At 74.7% G+C, this 18,471-nt stretch carries 13 protein-coding genes; 7 read left to right on the top strand and 6 right to left on the bottom strand.

Features of this window, described 5'->3' with window-relative positions:
- The first annotated feature begins 103 nt into the window (after positions 1 to 103).
- The 6 genes from FE251_RS11700 (at position 104) to FE251_RS11725 (ending at position 7,742) form a co-directional block, all read left to right on the top strand.
- The gene (locus tag FE251_RS11700) at positions 104 to 601 is read left to right on the top strand and encodes an SRPBCC family protein (RefSeq protein ID WP_218013589.1); all 498 of its coding nucleotides are present in this window, start codon (positions 104 to 106) and stop codon (positions 599 to 601) included.
- A gap of 539 nt (positions 602 to 1,140) precedes the next feature.
- Complete coding sequence (locus tag FE251_RS11705) at positions 1,141 to 2,406, top strand: peroxidase-related enzyme (protein WP_139948868.1); 1,266 nt, start codon at positions 1,141 to 1,143, stop codon at positions 2,404 to 2,406.
- Entirely contained in the window at positions 2,403 to 3,506 is a 1,104-nt protein-coding gene (locus tag FE251_RS11710; protein WP_139948869.1) for an ABC transporter substrate-binding protein, read from the top strand. Before FE251_RS11705 ends, FE251_RS11710 begins: the two co-directional genes overlap by 4 nt.
- Positions 3,503 to 4,684 (top strand): FecCD family ABC transporter permease, encoded by a 1,182-nt coding sequence (locus FE251_RS11715; protein ID WP_139071424.1) that lies wholly within the window; start codon positions 3,503 to 3,505, stop codon positions 4,682 to 4,684. The genes FE251_RS11710 and FE251_RS11715 overlap by 4 nt, the downstream gene beginning before the upstream one ends.
- Complete coding sequence (locus tag FE251_RS11720; RefSeq protein WP_230976417.1) at positions 4,681 to 5,511, top strand: ABC transporter ATP-binding protein; 831 nt, start codon at positions 4,681 to 4,683, stop codon at positions 5,509 to 5,511. The genes FE251_RS11715 and FE251_RS11720 overlap by 4 nt, the downstream gene beginning before the upstream one ends.
- A 134-nt stretch (positions 5,512 to 5,645) precedes the next feature.
- Entirely contained in the window at positions 5,646 to 7,742 is a 2,097-nt protein-coding gene (locus FE251_RS11725) for an FAD/NAD(P)-binding protein (protein ID WP_230976418.1), read from the top strand.
- Between the two features lie 26 nt (positions 7,743 to 7,768).
- Here the strand turns inward: FE251_RS11725 and FE251_RS11730 are convergent, their stop codons facing one another.
- The 6 genes from FE251_RS11730 to FE251_RS11755 form a co-directional block, all read right to left on the bottom strand.
- Positions 7,769 to 9,304 carry a PH domain-containing protein gene (locus tag FE251_RS11730; protein ID WP_139071425.1) on the bottom strand — a complete coding sequence of 512 codons (1,536 nt, stop codon included), beginning with the start codon at positions 9,302 to 9,304 and terminating at the stop codon, positions 7,769 to 7,771.
- On the bottom strand, positions 9,301 to 9,807 hold the full coding sequence (locus tag FE251_RS11735) for a PH domain-containing protein (protein ID WP_139071426.1): 507 nt from the start codon (positions 9,805 to 9,807) through the stop codon (positions 9,301 to 9,303). Before FE251_RS11735 ends, FE251_RS11730 begins: the two co-directional genes overlap by 4 nt.
- An 83-nt stretch (positions 9,808 to 9,890) precedes the next feature.
- Positions 9,891 to 10,994, bottom strand: a complete 1,104-nt coding sequence (locus FE251_RS11740) for an AI-2E family transporter (RefSeq protein ID WP_139948871.1) — start codon at positions 10,992 to 10,994, stop codon at positions 9,891 to 9,893.
- 49 nt (positions 10,995 to 11,043) lie between these two features.
- Positions 11,044 to 12,033 (bottom strand): magnesium and cobalt transport protein CorA, encoded by a 990-nt coding sequence (locus FE251_RS11745; RefSeq protein WP_139948872.1) that lies wholly within the window; start codon positions 12,031 to 12,033, stop codon positions 11,044 to 11,046.
- Positions 12,034 to 12,145: 112 nt separating this feature from the next.
- On the bottom strand, positions 12,146 to 14,725 hold the full coding sequence (locus FE251_RS11750; RefSeq protein WP_139948873.1) for an MMPL family transporter: 2,580 nt from the start codon (positions 14,723 to 14,725) through the stop codon (positions 12,146 to 12,148).
- A gap of 32 nt (positions 14,726 to 14,757) precedes the next feature.
- Positions 14,758 to 15,369: a TetR/AcrR family transcriptional regulator gene (locus FE251_RS11755; RefSeq protein WP_168202721.1), complete on the bottom strand. Its 612-nt coding sequence runs from the start codon at positions 15,367 to 15,369 to the stop codon at positions 14,758 to 14,760.
- A gap of 169 nt (positions 15,370 to 15,538) precedes the next feature.
- Between FE251_RS11755 and FE251_RS11760 the strand changes: the two genes are divergently transcribed.
- Positions 15,539 to 18,238, top strand: a complete 2,700-nt coding sequence (locus FE251_RS11760) for a cation-transporting P-type ATPase (RefSeq protein ID WP_139948875.1) — start codon at positions 15,539 to 15,541, stop codon at positions 18,236 to 18,238.
- Positions 18,239 to 18,471 lie beyond the last annotated feature (233 nt).

Below are 18,471 nucleotides of genomic sequence, written 5' to 3' on the forward strand. Positions count from 1 at the left end.
GGCACCGTCCCCGTTCCCGTCCCCGCGACGAGTTCGACGCCCGGGCCCGGTCTGCAACGGGTGGGACGGGCGGACGGACACGACCGGGAGGATGGTGAGGACGATGGACGAGGAGGGGACCTTCCGCGTCTCGCGCGAGATCGACGCGCCTCCGGAGGAGGTGTGGCGGGCGTGGTCGGAGCCCGACCTCGTGCGGCGGTGGTGGGGACCGACCGGGTTCTCCTGCCCGCGGGCCGAGGTGGACCTGCGCGAGGGCGGCTCGGCCCTGGTGAGCATGCAGGCACCGCCCCAGTACGGCGGCGGGCTCACGCACAACCGGTGGACCTACGGGACCGTCGACGTGCCGTCCCGGCTGGAGTTCGTCAGCACCTTCACCGACGCCGACGGCGCGTACATCTCGCCACTCGAGGCGGGGATCCCCCCGGGCGTGCCTGAGGAGGTGCCGCACGTCGTGGTCCTCGAGCCGCTCTCCGGTGGGCGCACGCGGGTGACCGTGACCGAGCGGGGTTACCTCGGGGCCGAGGCCGCCGCCCTGTCCCGCACGGGGCAGGAGCAGTGCCTCGAGCGGATGGCCGCCCTGTTCACCCGCGAGCGCGGCTAGCTTGCGCGTCCCGGGGACTCTGAACAAGGACGACGCCGAGCTGCCTGCCCGGAGGCGTGCGGCGATCTCGTCGAGTCCGCCAGGCGCGGGTCACGCACGTCGGCGTCTCGCCTGGTGGAACACGGCCCCGAGAGGGGTTGGCGGGTCAACCGTCGTGTCGTAGCGTCGTTCGCGTCGGGGTCACCGTCTGGTGCCCCGAGTCGATGCGCGGAGCCGCTCCGCGAGGTGGAGGACACACCATGACCGTGCACACGAGTGCCAGGCAGCTTCTCGCGCCGCGCCCGTCCGTGTGCATGTGTCGGCGCACCGTCGCGTCGATGTGTTGTCGTCCCGCCTGAGGCGCTGATCCCGCGGGACACCGACCCCGCCCGCCTCACCCGGCCGCCCTCGTGCGGCCCGGTCCCTCGCGCCTGCGCGGATCGTCCGCGCCGGCCGTCCCCGACCCACCCGTGAGGTCCGCTCGCGCACCCCCGCACCCCGGGCGGTGGCGACGGTGACCTCCGCCGTGCGCGTCCGCGCACCCGTTTTCTGGAGCACCCATGACCGCGACCGTCCACCAGATCCGCACCGACGTCGTCGGCGCCCTCGCCGAGCTCGACGAGGAGACCGCCGCCGCGCGGCTCGCCAAGCCCGACGTCGTCCACCACACCCAGCAGGCCCACGACCGCCTCTTCACCGACCCGGGCCGCCTGTCCCCCGCCCTGCGCCGGGCGATCGCCGCGCGCGTCGCCGAGCAGCACGGGGCCGGCCCGCTCGCCGACCACCACCGGGGACCCGACGCCGTCGACCTCACGGTCGCCACCGCCGACCCGTCGGTGGCCGCCCTCGTCCGGCACGCCGACCTGCTCAGCCTCGCGCCGGCGCTCGTCACCCCCGAGGACGTCGCCGCCCTCGCCGAGGCGGGCCTCGACGCCGACGGCGTCGTCCTCCTCGCGCAGGTCGTCGCCGTCACCGCCTACGAGGCGCGGCTCGTCACCGGCCTGCGGCTGCTCTCCGGGCACGACGACGGCGCCCCGGCCGGCGGAGCCCCGCTGCCCGACGACCTCGCCGCCCGCCGCGCCTACGCCCCGGACACCGCACCGAACGGGCTGCCCGCGCCCCGGGCCTTCACCCGCGACCTGCTCGGCTGGCTGCCCTGGGTCGAGCCGATCCCCGTCGAGGAGCTCACCGAGGACCACCGCGCCGCGTTCGCCGGCAAGAGCGAGGGCGCCTACTTCCGCCTGCTCGCCCGGCAGACCGGCGTGCTCACCGCGCGCACCCAGATCGACCACGCCGTCTTCCTCACCCGCCTCGGCCTGCCGCGCGCCGAGCGCGAGCTCGCCGCCGCCGTGACGAGCAAGGTCAACGACTGCGTCTTCTGCGCGTCGGTGCACGCCCGGAAGGCCGCGCAGCTGAGCAAGCGGCCGCAGGACGTCGACCGGCTCCTCGCCGCCGAGGTGACGCGCGGCCCGGCGTGGGCGCCCGGTGACCTGTCCGCGCTCAGCGCCGGGCAGGACGAGCGGTGGGCGGCGGTCGTCGACCTCGCCGCCGCCCTGGCCGCCTCACCCTCGCGGGCGACATCGGCGCAGGTCGAGCGGCTGCGCGACCTGGGGCTGGAGCCGCTCGAGCTCCTCGACCTCGTCCTCTCGGTCGCGTTCTTCTCCTGGGCCAACCGCCTCATGCTCACCCTCGGCGAGCCGCACACCCCCGCCGACAGCGGAGTTCCGCACGACAGCGGAGTTCCGCACGACAGCGGAGTTCCGCACGACAGCGGAGTTCCGCACGCCGGCCCCACCACCACCCCGACCACCGGAGACCCCCGATGAAGCGCACCGTCCTCACCGCCGTCCTGCTGACCTCGGCCCTGTCCCTCGCCGCCTGCGGCCAGGTCGAGGTCGCCGACGGCGCGACAACCGGTGCGACCACCGGTGCGACCACCGGCGCCACCGCCGACGCCGGCGGCGACATCACCGTCGTCGACGACCAGGGCCGCGAGGTGACGATCGAGGGCACCGTCGAGCGCGCCGTCGTCACGCTGTCCTACAACAACGAGTTCGTCGAGGCGATCGGCGCGGGTGACCGCGTCGTCGGCGTCGACCGCGGCACCGTCAACCGGGTGCCCTACCTCGGGTTCGAGGAGTCGGACGTCGTCGGTGAGAGCATCGGCGAGCTCAACTACGAGGCGATCGTCGCGCTCGACCCCGACGTCGCGATCATCCCCCGCAACGGCGTGTGGCAGGAGGCCGCCGACCAGCTCGCGGACTTCGGCATCCCGGTGGTCGTCGTGACGTCGTGGGACATCGACGTCTTCGAGGAGACCATCGACATCCTCGGGGAGGTCTTCGGCGAGCCCGACGGCGCCCAGCGGGTGCGCGACTTCCACGAGGAGATCGTCACCGAGGTCGCCGCGCGCGTCGAGGGCACCGAGCCGGTCCCCGTCTACTGGGAGACCGACCAGCCCTACATCACCGCGCTGCCCGGCTCCGGCTTCGACCAGGTCATCACCGCCGCCGGGGGCACGAACGTCTTCGGGGACATCGAGGGCGGCGACGCGCAGCACGAGATCACCATCGACCCGGCGTCCGTCGTCGAGCGCGACCCGGCAGTCATCGTCCACGAGATGCCGCCGTCGGCCGAGCCGTACGGCGAGGAGGAGGTCGCCGCCGTCGTCTCCGGGATCCCCGCCCGTCCGGGCTGGTCCGGCATCGGCGCGGTGCAGTCCGGTGAGGTCTACGTGACGAACGGCTGGGCGACGTCGGGCCTGTCCAAGGCGATCGCCACGGCCTACCTCGCGAGCTGGCTGCACCCCGAGCAGTTCGCCGACCTCGACCCCGCCGACTACCTCGAGCGGTGGGCGACGGAGTTCCAGGGTCTGGCCGACTACCCCGGCGACGCGCCGTACGTCACCGTCGGGACCGCCCGATGACGCGCGCCGGCACCGCGGCGGCGCCTCCTCCCGCCGACAGCCGGGTCGTGCGCGCCCGCGAGCAGGATCCCGCCGTCGGCGACGGTGGGGAGCGGCCGGGACGGACCGGGCTCGACGCGCCGGAGGCCCCCGTCCGCGGGCTGCGCCGGGCGCTGGGCAACCACCGGCTGCTCGTGCTCGCCGTCTCGGTCGTGCTCACGGTCGCCGTCGTCGCCGGGTCGACGGTGGTCGGCACGAGCGGCGTCGGCGTCGGCGACGCGCTGCGCGTGCTGTGGTTGCGCGTCGTCGGCGGCACGATCGAGCCCGAGTTCGTCCGCGCCTACGGGATCGTCGCCGACCTGCGGCTGCCGCGGGCGCTGCTCGCCCTCGCCGCCGGCGCGGGCCTGTCGGTCGCCGGCGCCGTCATGCAGGGGCTCCTGCGCAACCCGCTGGTCAGCCCGTTCACCCTCGGGGTCTCCCCGGCGGCGGCGTTCGGCGCCTCGCTCGCGATCCTCCTCGGCGGGGGCGGGGTCGCCTCGTCCAACCCGGTCGTCATCCTCTCCGCGCTCGTCGCGGCGGGGCTCGTGACGATGCTCGTCCTGGGCCTCGCCTCGGCGCGCAAGATGGCGGTCGCGACGCTCCTGCTCCTCGGGATCGCCGTCACCCAGCTCTTCGAGGCGCTCACCGCGGGCCTGCAGTACATCGCGAACGAGAACACGCTGCAGGCGATCGTGCGCTGGACGCTCGGCTCGGTCAACGACGCGACGTGGAACGAGGTGCGGATCATGGGCGCCGTCGTCGTCGTGCTCCTGCCGCTGCTGCTGTGGTTCGCGAAGGACATGAACGCCATCGCCTTCGCCGGCGACGACGCCGCTCGTTCCCTCGGCGTCAACGTCACCGTCGTGCGGGTGGGGCTCATCCTCGTGTCGGTGCTGCTCGCGTCGGTGGCGGTCTCGCTGTGCGGGGTCATCGGCTTCGTCGGGCTCGTCGGTCCGCACATCGCCCGGCTCGTCATCGGCGCCGACCACCAGTACCTGCTGCCGCTCTCGGCGCTGTCGGGCGGGGTGCTGCTCGTCGCCGCCGACACCATCGGCCGCACCGTCGTCGCGCCGTCGGTGGTCCCCGTCGGGATCGTCGTCGCGATGCTCGGCGCCCCCGTGTTCATCTACCTCATCATGACGAGGAGGGCCGCGAAGTGACCGCTGTCCACGACCGGACGACGACGGCCGACGGCGCCGTCCCCGCACCTCCCGCGGGCCTGCGCATCCGCGACGTCGAGTTCGCCTACGGGCGCCACCAGGTGCTGCGCGGGATCGACCTCGACGTCGCGCCGGGGACCGTGTGCGCGCTGCTCGGGCCGAACGGCTCGGGGAAGTCGACGCTGACGAAGATCCTCGCGGGCGTGCTGCGCACCCGGCACGGGTCGGTGCGCCTCGGCCACACCGACCTGCTGCGGATGCGGCCGCGCGAGCGGGCGAAGGTCGTCGCGTACGTCCCGCAGTCGAGCGAGGTGCCCTTCGAGCTCACGGTGCGCGAGGCCGTGACGCTCGGGCGCACCCCGCACATGGGGATGCGCCCGGCGGCGCGCGACCTCGCCGTGGTCGAGAGTGCCGTCGCGCGGCTCGGGCTCACCGAGCTGGCCGAGCGGCGGCTGTCGGACCTGTCCGGCGGGCAGGCCCAGCGCGTCCTCATCGCCAGGGCGCTGGCCCAGGAGCCCCGGGTGCTGCTGCTCGACGAGCCGACCTCCGCCCTCGACCTGCGCTACCAGGTGGAGACGCTGCAGATCGTGCGGCAGGTGGCCCGGGAGGAGGGGGTGGCCGCGCTCATCGCGATCCACGACCTCAACCACGCGGCGACGTTCTGCCAGCAGGTGGTGCTGCTCAGCGGCGGGCGTCTCGTGGCCGACGGGCCGGCGACCGAGGCGTACGACGCCGAGCTGCTCGGCCGCGTCTACGGCCTGCCCGTCGAGGTGCTCCACGACGCCGGCCAGACCCAGGTCCGCCCCGTCCTCGGACCCCTCGCATGACCCCGCCCCCCGCCGCCGCCCCCCTCCCCCGCGACAGCCGACTTCCGCACGACAGCCGACTTCCGCGCGACAGCCGACTTGCGCGCGACAGCGGAGTTCCGCATGCCTCGGCACCCGGCGTCGACGACCGGGACGTGACCGACGTCGACGTCGTCGTCGTCGGTGCCGGGCCGCGCGCTGTCTCCCTCGTCGAGCGGCTCACGGCCCGCCGGTCGGCAGACCGGCCGCTACGCGTCGTCGTCGTCGACCGGCAGGAGGTCGGGGCGGGGGCCACCTGGCGGACCGACCAGAGCGCCCACCTGCTCAACAACACCTACAGCGCCCACACGACCATCTACCCGGACGACTCCACCCCGATGTCCGGGCCGGTGACGCCGGGCCCGGACCTCGTGCGGTGGGCGAACGACGTCGTCGCCGGCGTGCCGCGGACGACAGCGCCACCGTCCGCCGGATGGAGCGCGGGTCCACGGCCCGGCTGGGTCGCCGAGGAGGCGGCCGCGGTGCAGCCGTGGTCCTACCCCACCCGCCGGCTCCAGGGCGTGTACTTCCGCGAGCAGCTCGAGGCCGTGCTCGCCCGTGGCGGGGTGGAGCTCATCGCGGTCCGCGGCACGGTCGTCGAGATCGAGACGGCGACGGGGCGGGTGGACGATGACGGCGCGATCGGCGCGCACACAACTCGACTCTCGAGCGAAAGTCGACTGTCGAGCGAAACTCGGCTCTCGCGCGAAACTCCGCTGTCGCGGGAGGGGGACCTGGGGCGGGTGGTGCGGCTGGCGGACGGGCGGCGGTTCCGGGCGGCGGCGGTCGTGCTGGCGCAGGGGATGGTCCAGGCGCGCCGGTCCCCGCAGACCGAGGGACGCGTCGCTGCGGCGGCCCGCCACGGGCTCGTCTACGTCGAGCCGGGCATGCCCGCCGAGCGGGACTGGGACTCCGTGCCGGGCGGTGAGGACGTCGTCGTCGCCGGGCTCGGCGCGAACTTCTTCGACGTCGTCGCGCTCCTCACCGCCGGCCGGGGCGGGCGGTTCGTCGCCGGCAGCTCCCCCCTCGACCTCACCTACCTGCCCTCCGGTCGCGAGCCGCGGCTGCTCGTCGGCTCGCGCCGCGGCCTGCCCTACCGCTCGAAGTCCTGGTACGGCGGCTTCCCGCCGCGGTACGTCCCACGCCTCGCGACGCCGGAGTGGTTCGCCGCCGCCGCGACCGTTCCCGGCCAGGACTTCGCCCGCGACGTGTGGCCCCAGCTCGCCCGCGAGCTCGTCCTCGCGCACCTCACCACGCTCGTGCGCCACCACCCCGCGGCCGTCCCCTCCCTCACCGACGACGACGGCGAGCTCCCGGCGGACCTGCTCGCCCGCGTCGCGGCCACCGACGTCGCGGACCTCGACGATCTCGTGCGTGACGTCGTCACCGACCCGGCCCGGCGGCTCCGGGTCGGCCGCCTCGACCGCCCCGACGTCCGGCTGCCCTCGCCCGAGCAGTGGCAGGCATGGACCGAGCGCTGGGTCGCCGCGGAGCAGGAGTCGATCACCCGCCCGCTCACCAGCCCGCGCGCGGCGGTCAACCGGGCGATGGGCGCGCTGCGCGGCCAGGTCGCCCGGCTCGTGCGCGCCGGGGCCATCCACCCCGCGTCGGTCGCGGCGGACGTGCACGGCTGGTTCGACGCGCTCGGTCTCGCCCTGGCCTCCGGCCCGCCCCCGGAGCGCACGGCGCAGCTGCTCGCGCTCGTGCGGGCCGGCGTCGTCGCGCTGCTCGGCGAGGGGCTGGCCGTCACGGTCGAGGGCGGGCGGTTCGTCGCCCGCTCCCAGGTGGTGGGCCGGGAGCACCGGGTGCGCGCGCTCGTCGAGACCCGGATGTCCAAGGGGCACGTGGACGTCACCGACGACCCGCTGCTGCGCTCGCTGCTCGACTCCGGCCGGGCACGCCTGCACGCGCCCACCGGACCGGACGGCACGCCGGTGAGGACCCGCAGCCTCGATGTCAGTGCCGAGGACTTCCACCTGCTCGACGCCGCGGGCCGGCCCGACCCGCGCGTCGTCGTCATCGGCATCCCCGCGGGCGATGTCCAGCCGGGCTCGGCCATCGGCGCGACGCCGGGGGTCCCCTCACCGCTCATCGCGGGGGCGGACCGGGCCGCGGCGCAGGTGGCGGCCCTGGCGGAGGCGGCACGGGGCGGTGGCGACGGCACCCCGGACGGCGCGCGTCGGCTCGTCGGGGAGGTGGCGGCGGCCATCTGACCATGCCGCGACGCCGCGCGCGTCCGTCAGGCGACGACCCGCTCCCCCGTCACCGTCGCAGCCAGAACCGCGGCGTCGCGCAGCGCGAGGTCCACCCCGACGTACCCCTGCTCCCCCGCGGCCGTCGTCACGGTGAGGGAGGCCAGCCCGAGCAGCCGCTGGACGGGTGACTGGCTCACGCGCGCGCCGTTGATGCCGCGCACCTGGATGACGTCGGTGCGCCTGCTGAAGACACCGCGCTGCAGGTAGAGGTAGTCGCCGTCGAGCCGGTGCCCCAGCGCGCGGTAGTACGCGCGTCCCGCGACGACGCACACCGGCACGAGGGCCACCGGCACGGCGAGCAGCCACGCGCTCCACCAGCCCCACGCGGCGCCCGCGCCGAGCACCGCGGCGAGCACGGCCGTGGCGAGCAGGTACCGCACGACGGCCCGGCGGCGCGCGACCGGCGGGTGGGCGAGCAGCGGACCGCCGGCCGGGCGTACGTCCGCGTCCAGCACGGTGGTGCCGAGGAGGACGTTGGCCAGCCGGACGGCGACGTCGCGGGTGGTGGCGGGCAGCATGACCGAGCTCTCGGACATCATCTGCTGGAGACTGACGCCGGTCATGACCGGGGCGAGCCGGGCACCGCCGAGCAGCCGGGTGAGGAGCGGGCGGGACACGCTGACGCCGCGCAGCCGCTCCTGGTCGGCGGTGAAGGAGCGGGTGGTGAGCAGCCCACGGGTGGCGAGGAAGCGCCCGCCCGGCTCACGCACGAGCCGGTAGCCCCACCACCCCTCGGCGAAGGTGACGGCGCCGGCGCCGATCCCCATGAGGACGAGGAGCACGAGCGACGTCGCCGCCCACGCACCCCACGGCATCCCCTCGGCGAGGGTGGTGACCCGCTCCCCGACCCACGCCTCGCGGCCCAGCAGGGAGACGAAGCCGTAGATCGTGCCGATGACCGACAGCGGGCCTGCGACGAGCCACAGGCCGAACATCTGGTAGACGACCCAGCGCCGGCGCAGCGTCTGCACCTCCTCACCGGCGACGCCGGCCAGGCGCGGGTCCACGGCCGAGGCGACGTCCCCCTCCGCCCGGCGCAGCAGCTCGGCGCGCAGCGCGAGCGCGGTCGCGCGTGGGAGCCCGTCGAGGGAGACGGTGCCCTCCATCGTGAAGGAGTTTCCGCCGGTGCCCACGCGCAGGGTGGCCAGGCCGAGGAGGCGGTTGCTCAGCGGGGCGGTGATGTCGACGGTACGGATGCGGTGCAGCGCGACCCGGTTGGTGCGGCGCACGAGGAGCCCGGTCGTGTGCTGGAGCTCCTCCCCGACGATCCGGTAGCGGACCTTGAGGTAGTTGAGGGCCTGGTTGAGCGGGTTGAGGACGGCGAGGACGGCCAGGGCGACGACCGTGTAGCGGGCGAGGTCGTTGTCGGTGTTGAAGAACCACCACCCGGTGGCCGCCGGGACGAGCCGCACGAGCATGCGCAGGAGCGCGGCGGGCACGATCCTCGGGTCCAGCCGCTGCCAGGGCACGGCCGGGTCGTCGTCGGACTCGGCCACGCCCTCGGCGACGGCGCCGCTCACGTGGCGTCCCCGCGGGTGCGCGCGACGGCGTCGGTGAGCCGTCCGACGAGGTCCTCGGCGGCCGCCGCCTCCAGGCCCTGGATCTCGACGGCTCCCTGGGCCGAGCCGGTCGTCACCGACACCGCGGCGAGCCCGAGCAGGCGGTGCAGGAGGTTGCGTCTGGCCTCGACGGTCTGCACGCGCGACAGCGGGGCGATGCGCCACTGTCGCCCGAGCCAGCCGGTGCGGGAGTAGACGGCGGTGCCGGTGGCCTCCCACCGGTGGGTGCGGTACCGCAGCCACGGGGCGAGGAGGACGCCGGGCAGGAGGAGGACGGTCGCCGTCGCTGCCCCGCCGAGGAGCCAGGGCCTGCCCGGCTCCCACAGCGCGGCGGGCACGAGCGTCGCGGCCAGGACGAGGAGGAGGACGATGACGCGCGACAGCAGCCAGTACGTGCGCGCTCCGGGGGCCACGCGGTGGCGGGGCGGGCGGTCGGGCGTCGGCGTGGGGTCGGGCTCGTGCACGAGGTCTCCTCTGGCGCTGGCGTCAGGCCCAGCGTAGGGACGCGGCCGCGCCTCGCCATCAGCATTTCGGCTGATGGTCGACCTCAGCCGCCCGACCTCGCCTCGGCCGGCCCGGTGGCCGCGGCGGGTGGCCCCCGCCGTCGCCTGCTGCGGCGCGTGGGCGCGGGGCGCCCCCGCAGGTTGTCGACCAGCCGCGCGAGGACGGCCGCGACGGGCACCGCGAGGAACGCCCCGAGGATGCCCAGGAGCACCGTGCCGGCGGTGACGGACAGGAGGACGAGGAGGGGGTGGAGGGAGACGACGCGTCCCTGGATCACGGGGGTGAGGATGTGCGCCTCGACCTCCTGGACGAGGACGACGAGGACGACCACGGCGATCGCGACCGCGAACCCCCGGTCGGCGAGAGCGACGACGGCCGCGACGCTGCCCGCGAGCAGCGCGCCGAGGAACGGCAGGAGGGCGCCGAGCAGGACGAGCATGCTCAGCGGCAGGGCGAGCGGCACCTGCAGGATCCACAGCCCGACGCCGATGGTCACCGCGTCGATCGCGGCGACGAGGAGCCGTCCGCGGAGGTAGAAGCCGATGGTCGCGAAGGACTGGGCGCCGAGCTGGTCGACGCGGGCCTGGTGGCGGGCGGGGACGAGGTCGAGGACCGCGACCCACAGCCGGCGGCCGTCCTTGACGTAGAAGAAGAGCACGACGAGGAGGATCAGGGCGCCGGCGGCGACGGCGCCGGCCTCCTCGGCAGCGCCGAGACCGCGGGAGAGGAGCCCGCCGCCGGCCACGGCGGAGCCGGCCTTGCGCGCGAGGTCCTCGATGCCGCCCGCCCCGCCGGGCAGCCCGGCGACGTCGACCCGGTCCTCGATCCGCGACAGCCCGCGGCTCACGTGGTCGGCGATCTGCGGTGCCTGCTCGGCGAGCGCCCGGCCGATGAAGACCCCCGCCCCGCCGAGGACGACGAGGAGCAGGAGGAGGATCAGGAGGGCGACGGCGGAGTCGGGCAGCCGGGTGGCGCGCAGCCGCGCCGTGAGCGGGGCGAGCAGCGCCGCGGGGAACAGGGCGAGGGCGACCGGGACGACGACGAGGCTCACCTGGCCGGCGGCGTAGCAGGCCGCGACGAGCAGGATGACGACCCCGATCGTCAGCCACACCCGTCGTCCCCAGACCACCGCCGGTGGGGCCGTCATGCGGCGAGTATGCCCCCGCGCCCTTCTCCCGGCGACAGGTCGCGCGGGGTCACAGCCAGTGGCGACGCCGGAACATCCGGTAGACCACGAGCGCGATGACGACCATGGCGAGCAGCGCGAGGGGGTAGCCGAAGGTCCAGCGGAGCTCGGGGATGTGCCGGAAGTTCATGCCGTAGATCGTCGCCACGAGGGTGGGGACGAAGAGGACGGCGGCCCACGCCGAGATGCGCTTGACCTGCTCGTTCTGCTGGTACCCCGCCTCGGTGAGACGCCGCATCTCGTCGTTCTGCTGCTGCGCGACGAGGGTGGCGTGGACGGCGAGCGCGTTCTGCAGGAGCACGCGGAACGCCTCGACCCTGCTGTCGACGCGCAGCACATGGTCGTGCACGTCGCGCAGCCGGTGCCGCAGCTCGACGTCCCCGTCCTGCCCGAGGTGGTCCCCGAGCTGCTCGAGCACGCCCGCGAGCGGGTGGGTCGCCCGCTGGAAGGCCATGACCTCGCGGGAGAGCTCGTAGATGCGCCGGGAGACGGTCGGTGAGCTGTCGAACAGCTCGTCCTCGATCTCGTCGATGTCGTTCTCGAGCCCGGCGACGACGGGCCCGTACCGGTCGACGACGTCGTCCAGCACCGCGTGGAGGACGGCGCCCGGGCCGAGGCGCAGGGACTGCGGGTCCGCCTCCAGCCGCCGGCGCACGTCGTCGAGGGTGGGCGTGCCGGCGTGCTCGACGGTGACGACGAAGCCGGGCCCGGTGACGACGTGGAGCTCACCGAACTCGACCTTCTCCGGCTCCTCGACGTACCGGGCGGTGCGCAGGACGACGGCGAGGGTCGCGCCGTAGACCTCGAGCTTGGCGCGCTGGTGCGCCTCGTTGACGTCCTCCTCGGTGAGGGCGTGGAGGCCGAACTGGCGGGCCACCCGGCGGATCTCCACCGGGGTGGGTGAGCGCAGCGCCGCCCAGACCGTCGCGCCGCGCTCGCCCGGGGCGTCGGTGGGGCCGTCGGTACGGACGCCGTCGACGTAGCAGGCGCTGTCGGCCATAACAAGCCTTTCCGCTGCCGTCCTGCGGCCCGCGCCGGGCTCGCGGGCCGATTCTCCCGCGCCGCCCCCTGGTCCACCAGTCCCCGGCGCGTGCCGGGGACCGGTGGCCGGGTCAGTGCTGCTGGGGGGCGACGCCGGTGCCGAGCTGCCGCTCGAGCTTGGCGCCCTCGACGTCGACGTTCGGCAGGATCTTGTCGAGCCACCGCGGCAGCCACCAGGCCTTCTCGCCGAGGAGGCTGAGCACGGCCGGGATGAACGTCATGCGCACGAGGAAGGCGTCGACGAGGATGCCGAGCGCCAGGCCGAAGCCGATCGGGCGGACCATGGTGAGCTCGGCGAAGACGAACCCGGAGAACACCGAGACCATGATGATCGCGGCGGCGGTGACGACGCGGGCGCTGTGGTTGAACCCGACGACGACGGCCTGGCGGGCCGGGGTGCCGTGGACGAACGCCTCGCGCATGCCCGAGCCGAGGAACACCTGGTAGTCCATCGCCAGGCCGAACAGCACGCCGATGAGGGCGATCGGCAGGAAGCTGAGGATCGGCCCCGCCTCGTGGACGTCGAACACCCCGGCGAGGTACCCGAGCTGGTAGACCGCCACGACCCCGCCGAAGGCGGCCGCCACGGAGATGAGGAAGCCGACCGAGGCGACCAGCGGCACCCAGACCGAGCGGAAGACGAGGAGCAGCAGGACGAGGGACAGCCCGACGACGATGAGCAGGTAGATCGGCAGGGCGTCGGCGAGCTGGTCGGAGATGTCGATGTTCGCCACGGTCGCTCCGGTGTACCCCACCTGGACCCCGTGCTCGGCCCCGAGCGCGTCGGCGCCGTCGATGAGGTCGTGGACCAGCTCGACGGTCGACTCCTCGGACGGCCCGTCGACGGGCGCGATCTGGAACGCGAGGGTGTCGCGGTCCTCGCTCACGCCGAACGGCACGACGTAGTCGACGTTCTCGACGGCCTTGAGGTCCTCGGCGATGTCGAGCTGCAGCTCGGTGACCGTCGCGTCGTCCGCGGCGGGCTCGTCGAGGGTGGCGACGGCGATGACGGGGCCGCTGGCGCCGGCGCCGAAGTTGTCGCGGATGGTGTCGAAGGTGCGGTAGGCGGTGGACTCCGGCGGCTCCTGGCTGCCGTCGGGCAGGCCCAGGCGCAGCTGCGGCGCCGGGATCGCCAGCGCGCCGGCGACGAGCACGACGCCGAGGATCGCCAGCCACGGCCGGCGCTGGACCCGGGCGGCCCAGCCGTGGGTCGCGTCGTTGTCGGCCTTGCGCTCGAGCCCGCGGCGCTGGCGGGCGGGCAGCACCCGGTCGCCGAGCACCGAGAGCAGCGCAGGGGTGAGGGTGACCGAGGCGAGCACGGCGACGGCGACCGTCCCGGCCGCGACGACGCCCATGACGCCGAGGAACTCGATGCCGGTGACCGACAGCGCCGCGAGGGCGATGATGACGGTGCCGCCGGCGAAGGTCACCGCGTTGCCTGCGGTGCCGGTGGCGAGGGCGATGGAGTCGCGCAGCGCCATGCCCTGGGCGAGCTGGACGCGGTGGCGGTTGATGATGAACAGCGCGTAGTCGATGCCGACGGCGAGCCCGAGCATGAGTGCGAGCACCGGGGAGACGCTGGTCATCTCGACGACGGCGCTGAGCGTGAGCGCGGCACCGAGGCCGACGGCGATGCCCGCGACGGCGTTGATCAGCGGCAGCCCGGCGGCGACGAGGGAGCCGAGCAGGACGAGCAGGACGACGGCCGCGACGACGACGCCGATCGCCTCGGCGGGGCCGACGAGGCTGGCGAGGTCGGTGGTGATCTCGGCGCTGTAGTCGATCTGGACGCCCGCGGGGGTGAGCTCGTCCCCGAGGCGCTGGACCTCCTCGGTGACCTCGGGGTCCAGGGAGCCGCCGGTGGAGTCGAAGCGGATCTGGGCCATGGCGACGGTGCCGTCCTCCGACACCTGGCGCACGCCGTCGGTGAGCTCGGAGAGGCGCTCGGCCTGGTCGAGCTGGGTCTGGGCGCCGGCGAGCTCCTCCTCCCCGGCCTCGAGCTCGGCGCGGCCGGCGGCCAGCTGCTCCTCGGCGGCGTCGAGCTCGGCCTGCGAGGCGGTGAGCTGCTGCTCCCCCGCAGCGAGCTGCTGCTCGGCCTGGGCGAGCGCGGCGGGCGGCAGCTGGGCCGCGGTGGCCTCGAGCTGCTCGCGCTGCGCCTCGAGCTCGGCGCGACCTGCCTCGAGCTGGGCGCGGCCGGCGGCCAGCTGCTCCTCGGCGGCGTCGAGCTCGGCGCGGCCGGCCTCGAGCCCCGCGCGGCCGGTCTCCAGCTCGGCGCGGCCCTGGGCGATCTGCTCGGGCGCGGTGTCGAGCTGCTCCTGGGTGACGAACGGGTCGGTGGCCTCGATGACGCCGTCGCTGGCGGTCCACTCCTCGACGAGCGCGGCGATCTCCGCGCGCTGCTCGTCGGTGAAGCCGTCCTCCGCGGTGAAGGTCACGGTGCCGATGCCGCCGGCGGACTCCGGGATCTCCTCCCGCAGCTGGTCCAGGACCTGCTGGAAGCGGCTGCCCTCGATGGTGAACTCGTCGCTCAGCGGGCGGCTGAGCGTCGCCGCGCCGGTGGCGACGAGCGCGATGAGGACGATCCAGGACACGATCGTCGCCCACCGGTGCTCGGCGGCCCATCGGCCGACGCGGTAGAGGAATGAGGCCACGGGGGTTCCTTCCGGGGTTGCGGGGTAGGAGGTCAGGTCGTGGGCCGACGCCAGCCGGCGTCGGCGTGGGCGAGGGCCCGTAGGAGCGCCTCGTTGAAGGAGGCGACGGCCTCGTCCGGGGCGAGGTCGGCGGCGGTGGGCAGCCAGGACCGCTGGACCACCTCGAAGAGCGCCATGACCGCGGCGGCGAGGGTGCGCACGCGCAGCTCGTCGTCGTCGCCGAGCCGCTCGCGCAGGACGCCGACGAGCCACTCCTCGTGATGCCGCCACACACGCAGGTGCAGCTCGCGGCCGCGGGCGGCGGGGACCGGTCCGGGTGGGGCCCAGTCGAGGAGGATCTCGGCGGGCACGGGCTGCTCGCGCAGCGCGGCGGCGATGGCGGTGAGTGGCTCCTCCTCCCCCGGGCGGGCGAGGAGCTCGGCGGCGATGCGCTGGAGCGGCTCGGCGAGCCCGGCGGCGACGACGCCCTCGATCCCGGGGAAGTAGTTGAAGAACGTCCGGCGCGAGACCCCGGCGCGGGCGGCGATCTCCTCCGCGGTCAGGTCCTCCAGGCCATGCTCGCGCGCGAGCTCGCGGGCGGCCTCGACGAGGGCCTGGCGGGTGCGCGCCTTGTTGAGCTCGCGGCGACCCGCGGGTTCGGACATAGCCGTCAGTCTCCGTTGGCTTCTGCACCGTGTGCAACTTTTAGCCAGGTGGCGCGGCACACACCGCTCACGCTTCCCCGGGCCGCCCCGGGCTGCTCGCTCGTCCTCCCGCTGGGACGATGGGTGCAGCGGGAGCGCGCCGCCCCCGCCCGACCGGACCGAGGGCACCATGACGCCGACCGCCGAGCAGCCCGAATCCTCCGGCGCGACGGCCCCGCCCGCCCACGCCCGCCCCGCCGAGGACGTCGTCGCGGCCCTCGGCACCGACCTGCGCACCGGGCTCACCCGGCAGGAGGCATTGGCCCGGCTCGAGGAGCACGGCCCGAACTCCCTGCCCGAGGGCGTGCGCGAGTCCGCGCTCAGCCGGCTGCTGCGCCAGTTCAAGGACCCGATGATCTACGTGCTGCTCGCGGCGGCGGTCCTCACCACCGTCCTCGGCGAGGTCGTCGACACGATCGTCATCCTCTCCGTCGTCGTCATCAACGCCGTCATCGGGTTCGTCCAGGAGGGCAAGGCCGAGGACGCGCTCGAGGGCATCCGCGAGATGCTCTCCCTCGACGCGCAGGTGCGGCGCGACGGCACGTGGCAGACCGCACCGGCCGAGGACCTCGTCCCCGGCGACGTCGTGCGCCTGTCCTCGGGCGACAAGGTGCCGGCCGACGTCCGTCTCACCGCCACCGCGAACCTCCGCGTCGAGGAGTCCGCGCTCACCGGGGAGTCGGTACCGGTGGACAAGGACCCCGACCCGGTCGCGGCGGACTCCGGCATCGGCGACCGCACGTCGATGGCCTTCTCGGGCACGGTCGTCGCGGCGGGCTCGGGCACCGGGGTCGTCACGGCCACCGGTGAGGACACCGAGATCGGGCACATCACGACGATGCTCGAGGACGTCGAGTCCCTCGAGACTCCGCTCACCCGCCAGATGACGTCCTTCGGCAAGAAGCTCTCCCTCGCCGTCGTCGTCCTCGCGCTCGTCATGTTCGGCCTCGGCGCCCTCCTGTACGACTACACGCTCGGGGAGCTCACCCTCTCGGCGATCGGGTTCGCCGTCGCCGCCATCCCCGAGGGCCTGCCCGCGGTCCTCACCATCACCCTGGCCCTGGGCGTGCAGCAGATGGCGCGCCGCAACGCGATCGTCCGGCGGATGGCCTCGGTGGAGACGCTCGGCTCGGTCACCGTCATCTGCACCGACAAGACCGGCACCCTCACCCGCAACGAGATGACCGTGCGCACCGTCGTCACCCCCGCTGGGCACTACGAGGTCACCGGGACGGGGTACGCGCCCGAGGGCGACATCCTGCACGCCGGCCGGCCGGTGAGCGCCGTCGAGCACGCCGACCTGCGCGCCCTCGCCGTCGTCGCGGCCCGCGCCAACGACTCGACGGTCGCGCGCCAGGACGGGCGGTGGCAGCTCTCGGGCGAGCCGACCGACGGCGGCGTGCGGACCTTCGCGCTCAAGGCGGGTGTCCGCGGGGACGAGGACGAGCGCGTCGCCGCCGTGCCCTTCGACTCCGCCTACAAGTACATGGCCACCCTCGACCACACGCCCGACGGTCTCGTCGTCCACGTCAAGGGCGCGCCGGACCGGCTGCTGGACCGCAGCGACAGCCAGTCGGCCGGCGAGGGCACCGCGCCGCTCGACCGCGCCTGGTGGGACCGGCAGGTCGACGAGCTCAGCGCCCAGGGACTGCGGGTCCTCGCCGCCGCCGCCCGTCGGGCCGAGCCCGGCGCCACCGCTGTGACCACGCAGGACGTCGACGCCGGCGGCCTCGTCTTCCTCGGCCTCTACGGCATCATCGACCCACCCCGCGAGGAGGCCGTCGAGGCCATCCGCGCCTGCCGCCAGGCGGGGATCCGGGTCAAGATGATCACGGGGGACCACGCGGGCACCGCGAGCGCCATCGCGCGCGAGATGGGCATCGGCGACGGCGCCCCCGCCGTCACCGGCGCGCGGCTGGAGAGCGCCTCGGACGAGGAGCTGCGCACGATCGCCGCGGAGCACGACGTCTTCGCCCGCACCAGCCCCGAGCACAAGCTCCGGCTCGTGCGCGCGCTCCAGGCCGACGGCGAGGTCGTGTCGATGACCGGCGACGGCGTCAACGACGCGCCGTCGCTCAAGCGGGCCGACGTCGGGGTCGCCATGGGGATCAAGGGCACCGAGGCGACGAAGGAGGCGGCCGACGTCGTCCTCGCCGACGACAACTTCGCCTCGATCGAGGCGGCCGTGGAGATGGGCCGCACGATCTACGACAACCTCCGCAAGGCGATCGTGTTCATCCTGCCGACCAACGGCGCCCAGGGCCTGGTCATCCTCGCCGCCGTCGTCCTCGGGCTCACGCTGCCCCTCACCCCGGTCCAGGTGCTGTGGGTCAACACGATCACCGCGGTCACCCTCGCGCTCGCGCTCGCCTTCGAGCCCTCGGAGTCCGACATCATGCACCGCCCGCCGCGCGCGCCGGGCGGCTCGATCCTCCCCCGCTCAGGGCTCGTGCGGATCGTCTACATCTCCCTCCTCATCGGCGGGGGGACGATCGCCGTCTTCCTCCTCGGCGAGGACTCCGGGAGCGGGCTGGCGGAGTCGCGGACCGTCGCGGTCAACACGCTCGTCGTCGGGCAGATCTTCTACCTGTTCGCCAGCCGCTTCAGCCGCACGACGAGCCTGCGCCGCGAGCTGTTCACCACCAACCCCGTCTCCTGGGTGTGCGTGGGCGTCATGCTGGCCCTGCAGCTGCTCTTCGTCTACACCCCCGCGATGAACACGGCCTTCGGCTCCACCTCGGTGGGGCTGGACGGGTGGCTCGTCCCGCTGGCCGTCGGGGTCGCCGTCCTCGCCGTGGTCGAGGTCGACAAGGCGCTGCGCCGCCGCTGACGCAGGTGCGCGTCAGGGGCCGCACGACCTCACGCGGCCCCTGACGCGGCCGGCCCCTCCAGCCGGCCTGCCGGCCCCTCCAGCCGGCACTGCCGTCACCTCGCGGCGTTGCGCTGACGGTGACGACGCCCCGGGTCGCGGGCGGGACCTGACGGTCCCGCCCGCGTGGACGCTGCAGCCCTCGGCTTCCACGGTGCCGACCACAAGCACCGGGCCTGCTCCACGGGCGTGCG

This window comes from Georgenia wutianyii, assembly GCF_006349365.1.
Lineage (GTDB): Bacteria > Actinomycetota > Actinomycetes > Actinomycetales > Actinomycetaceae > Oceanitalea > Oceanitalea wutianyii.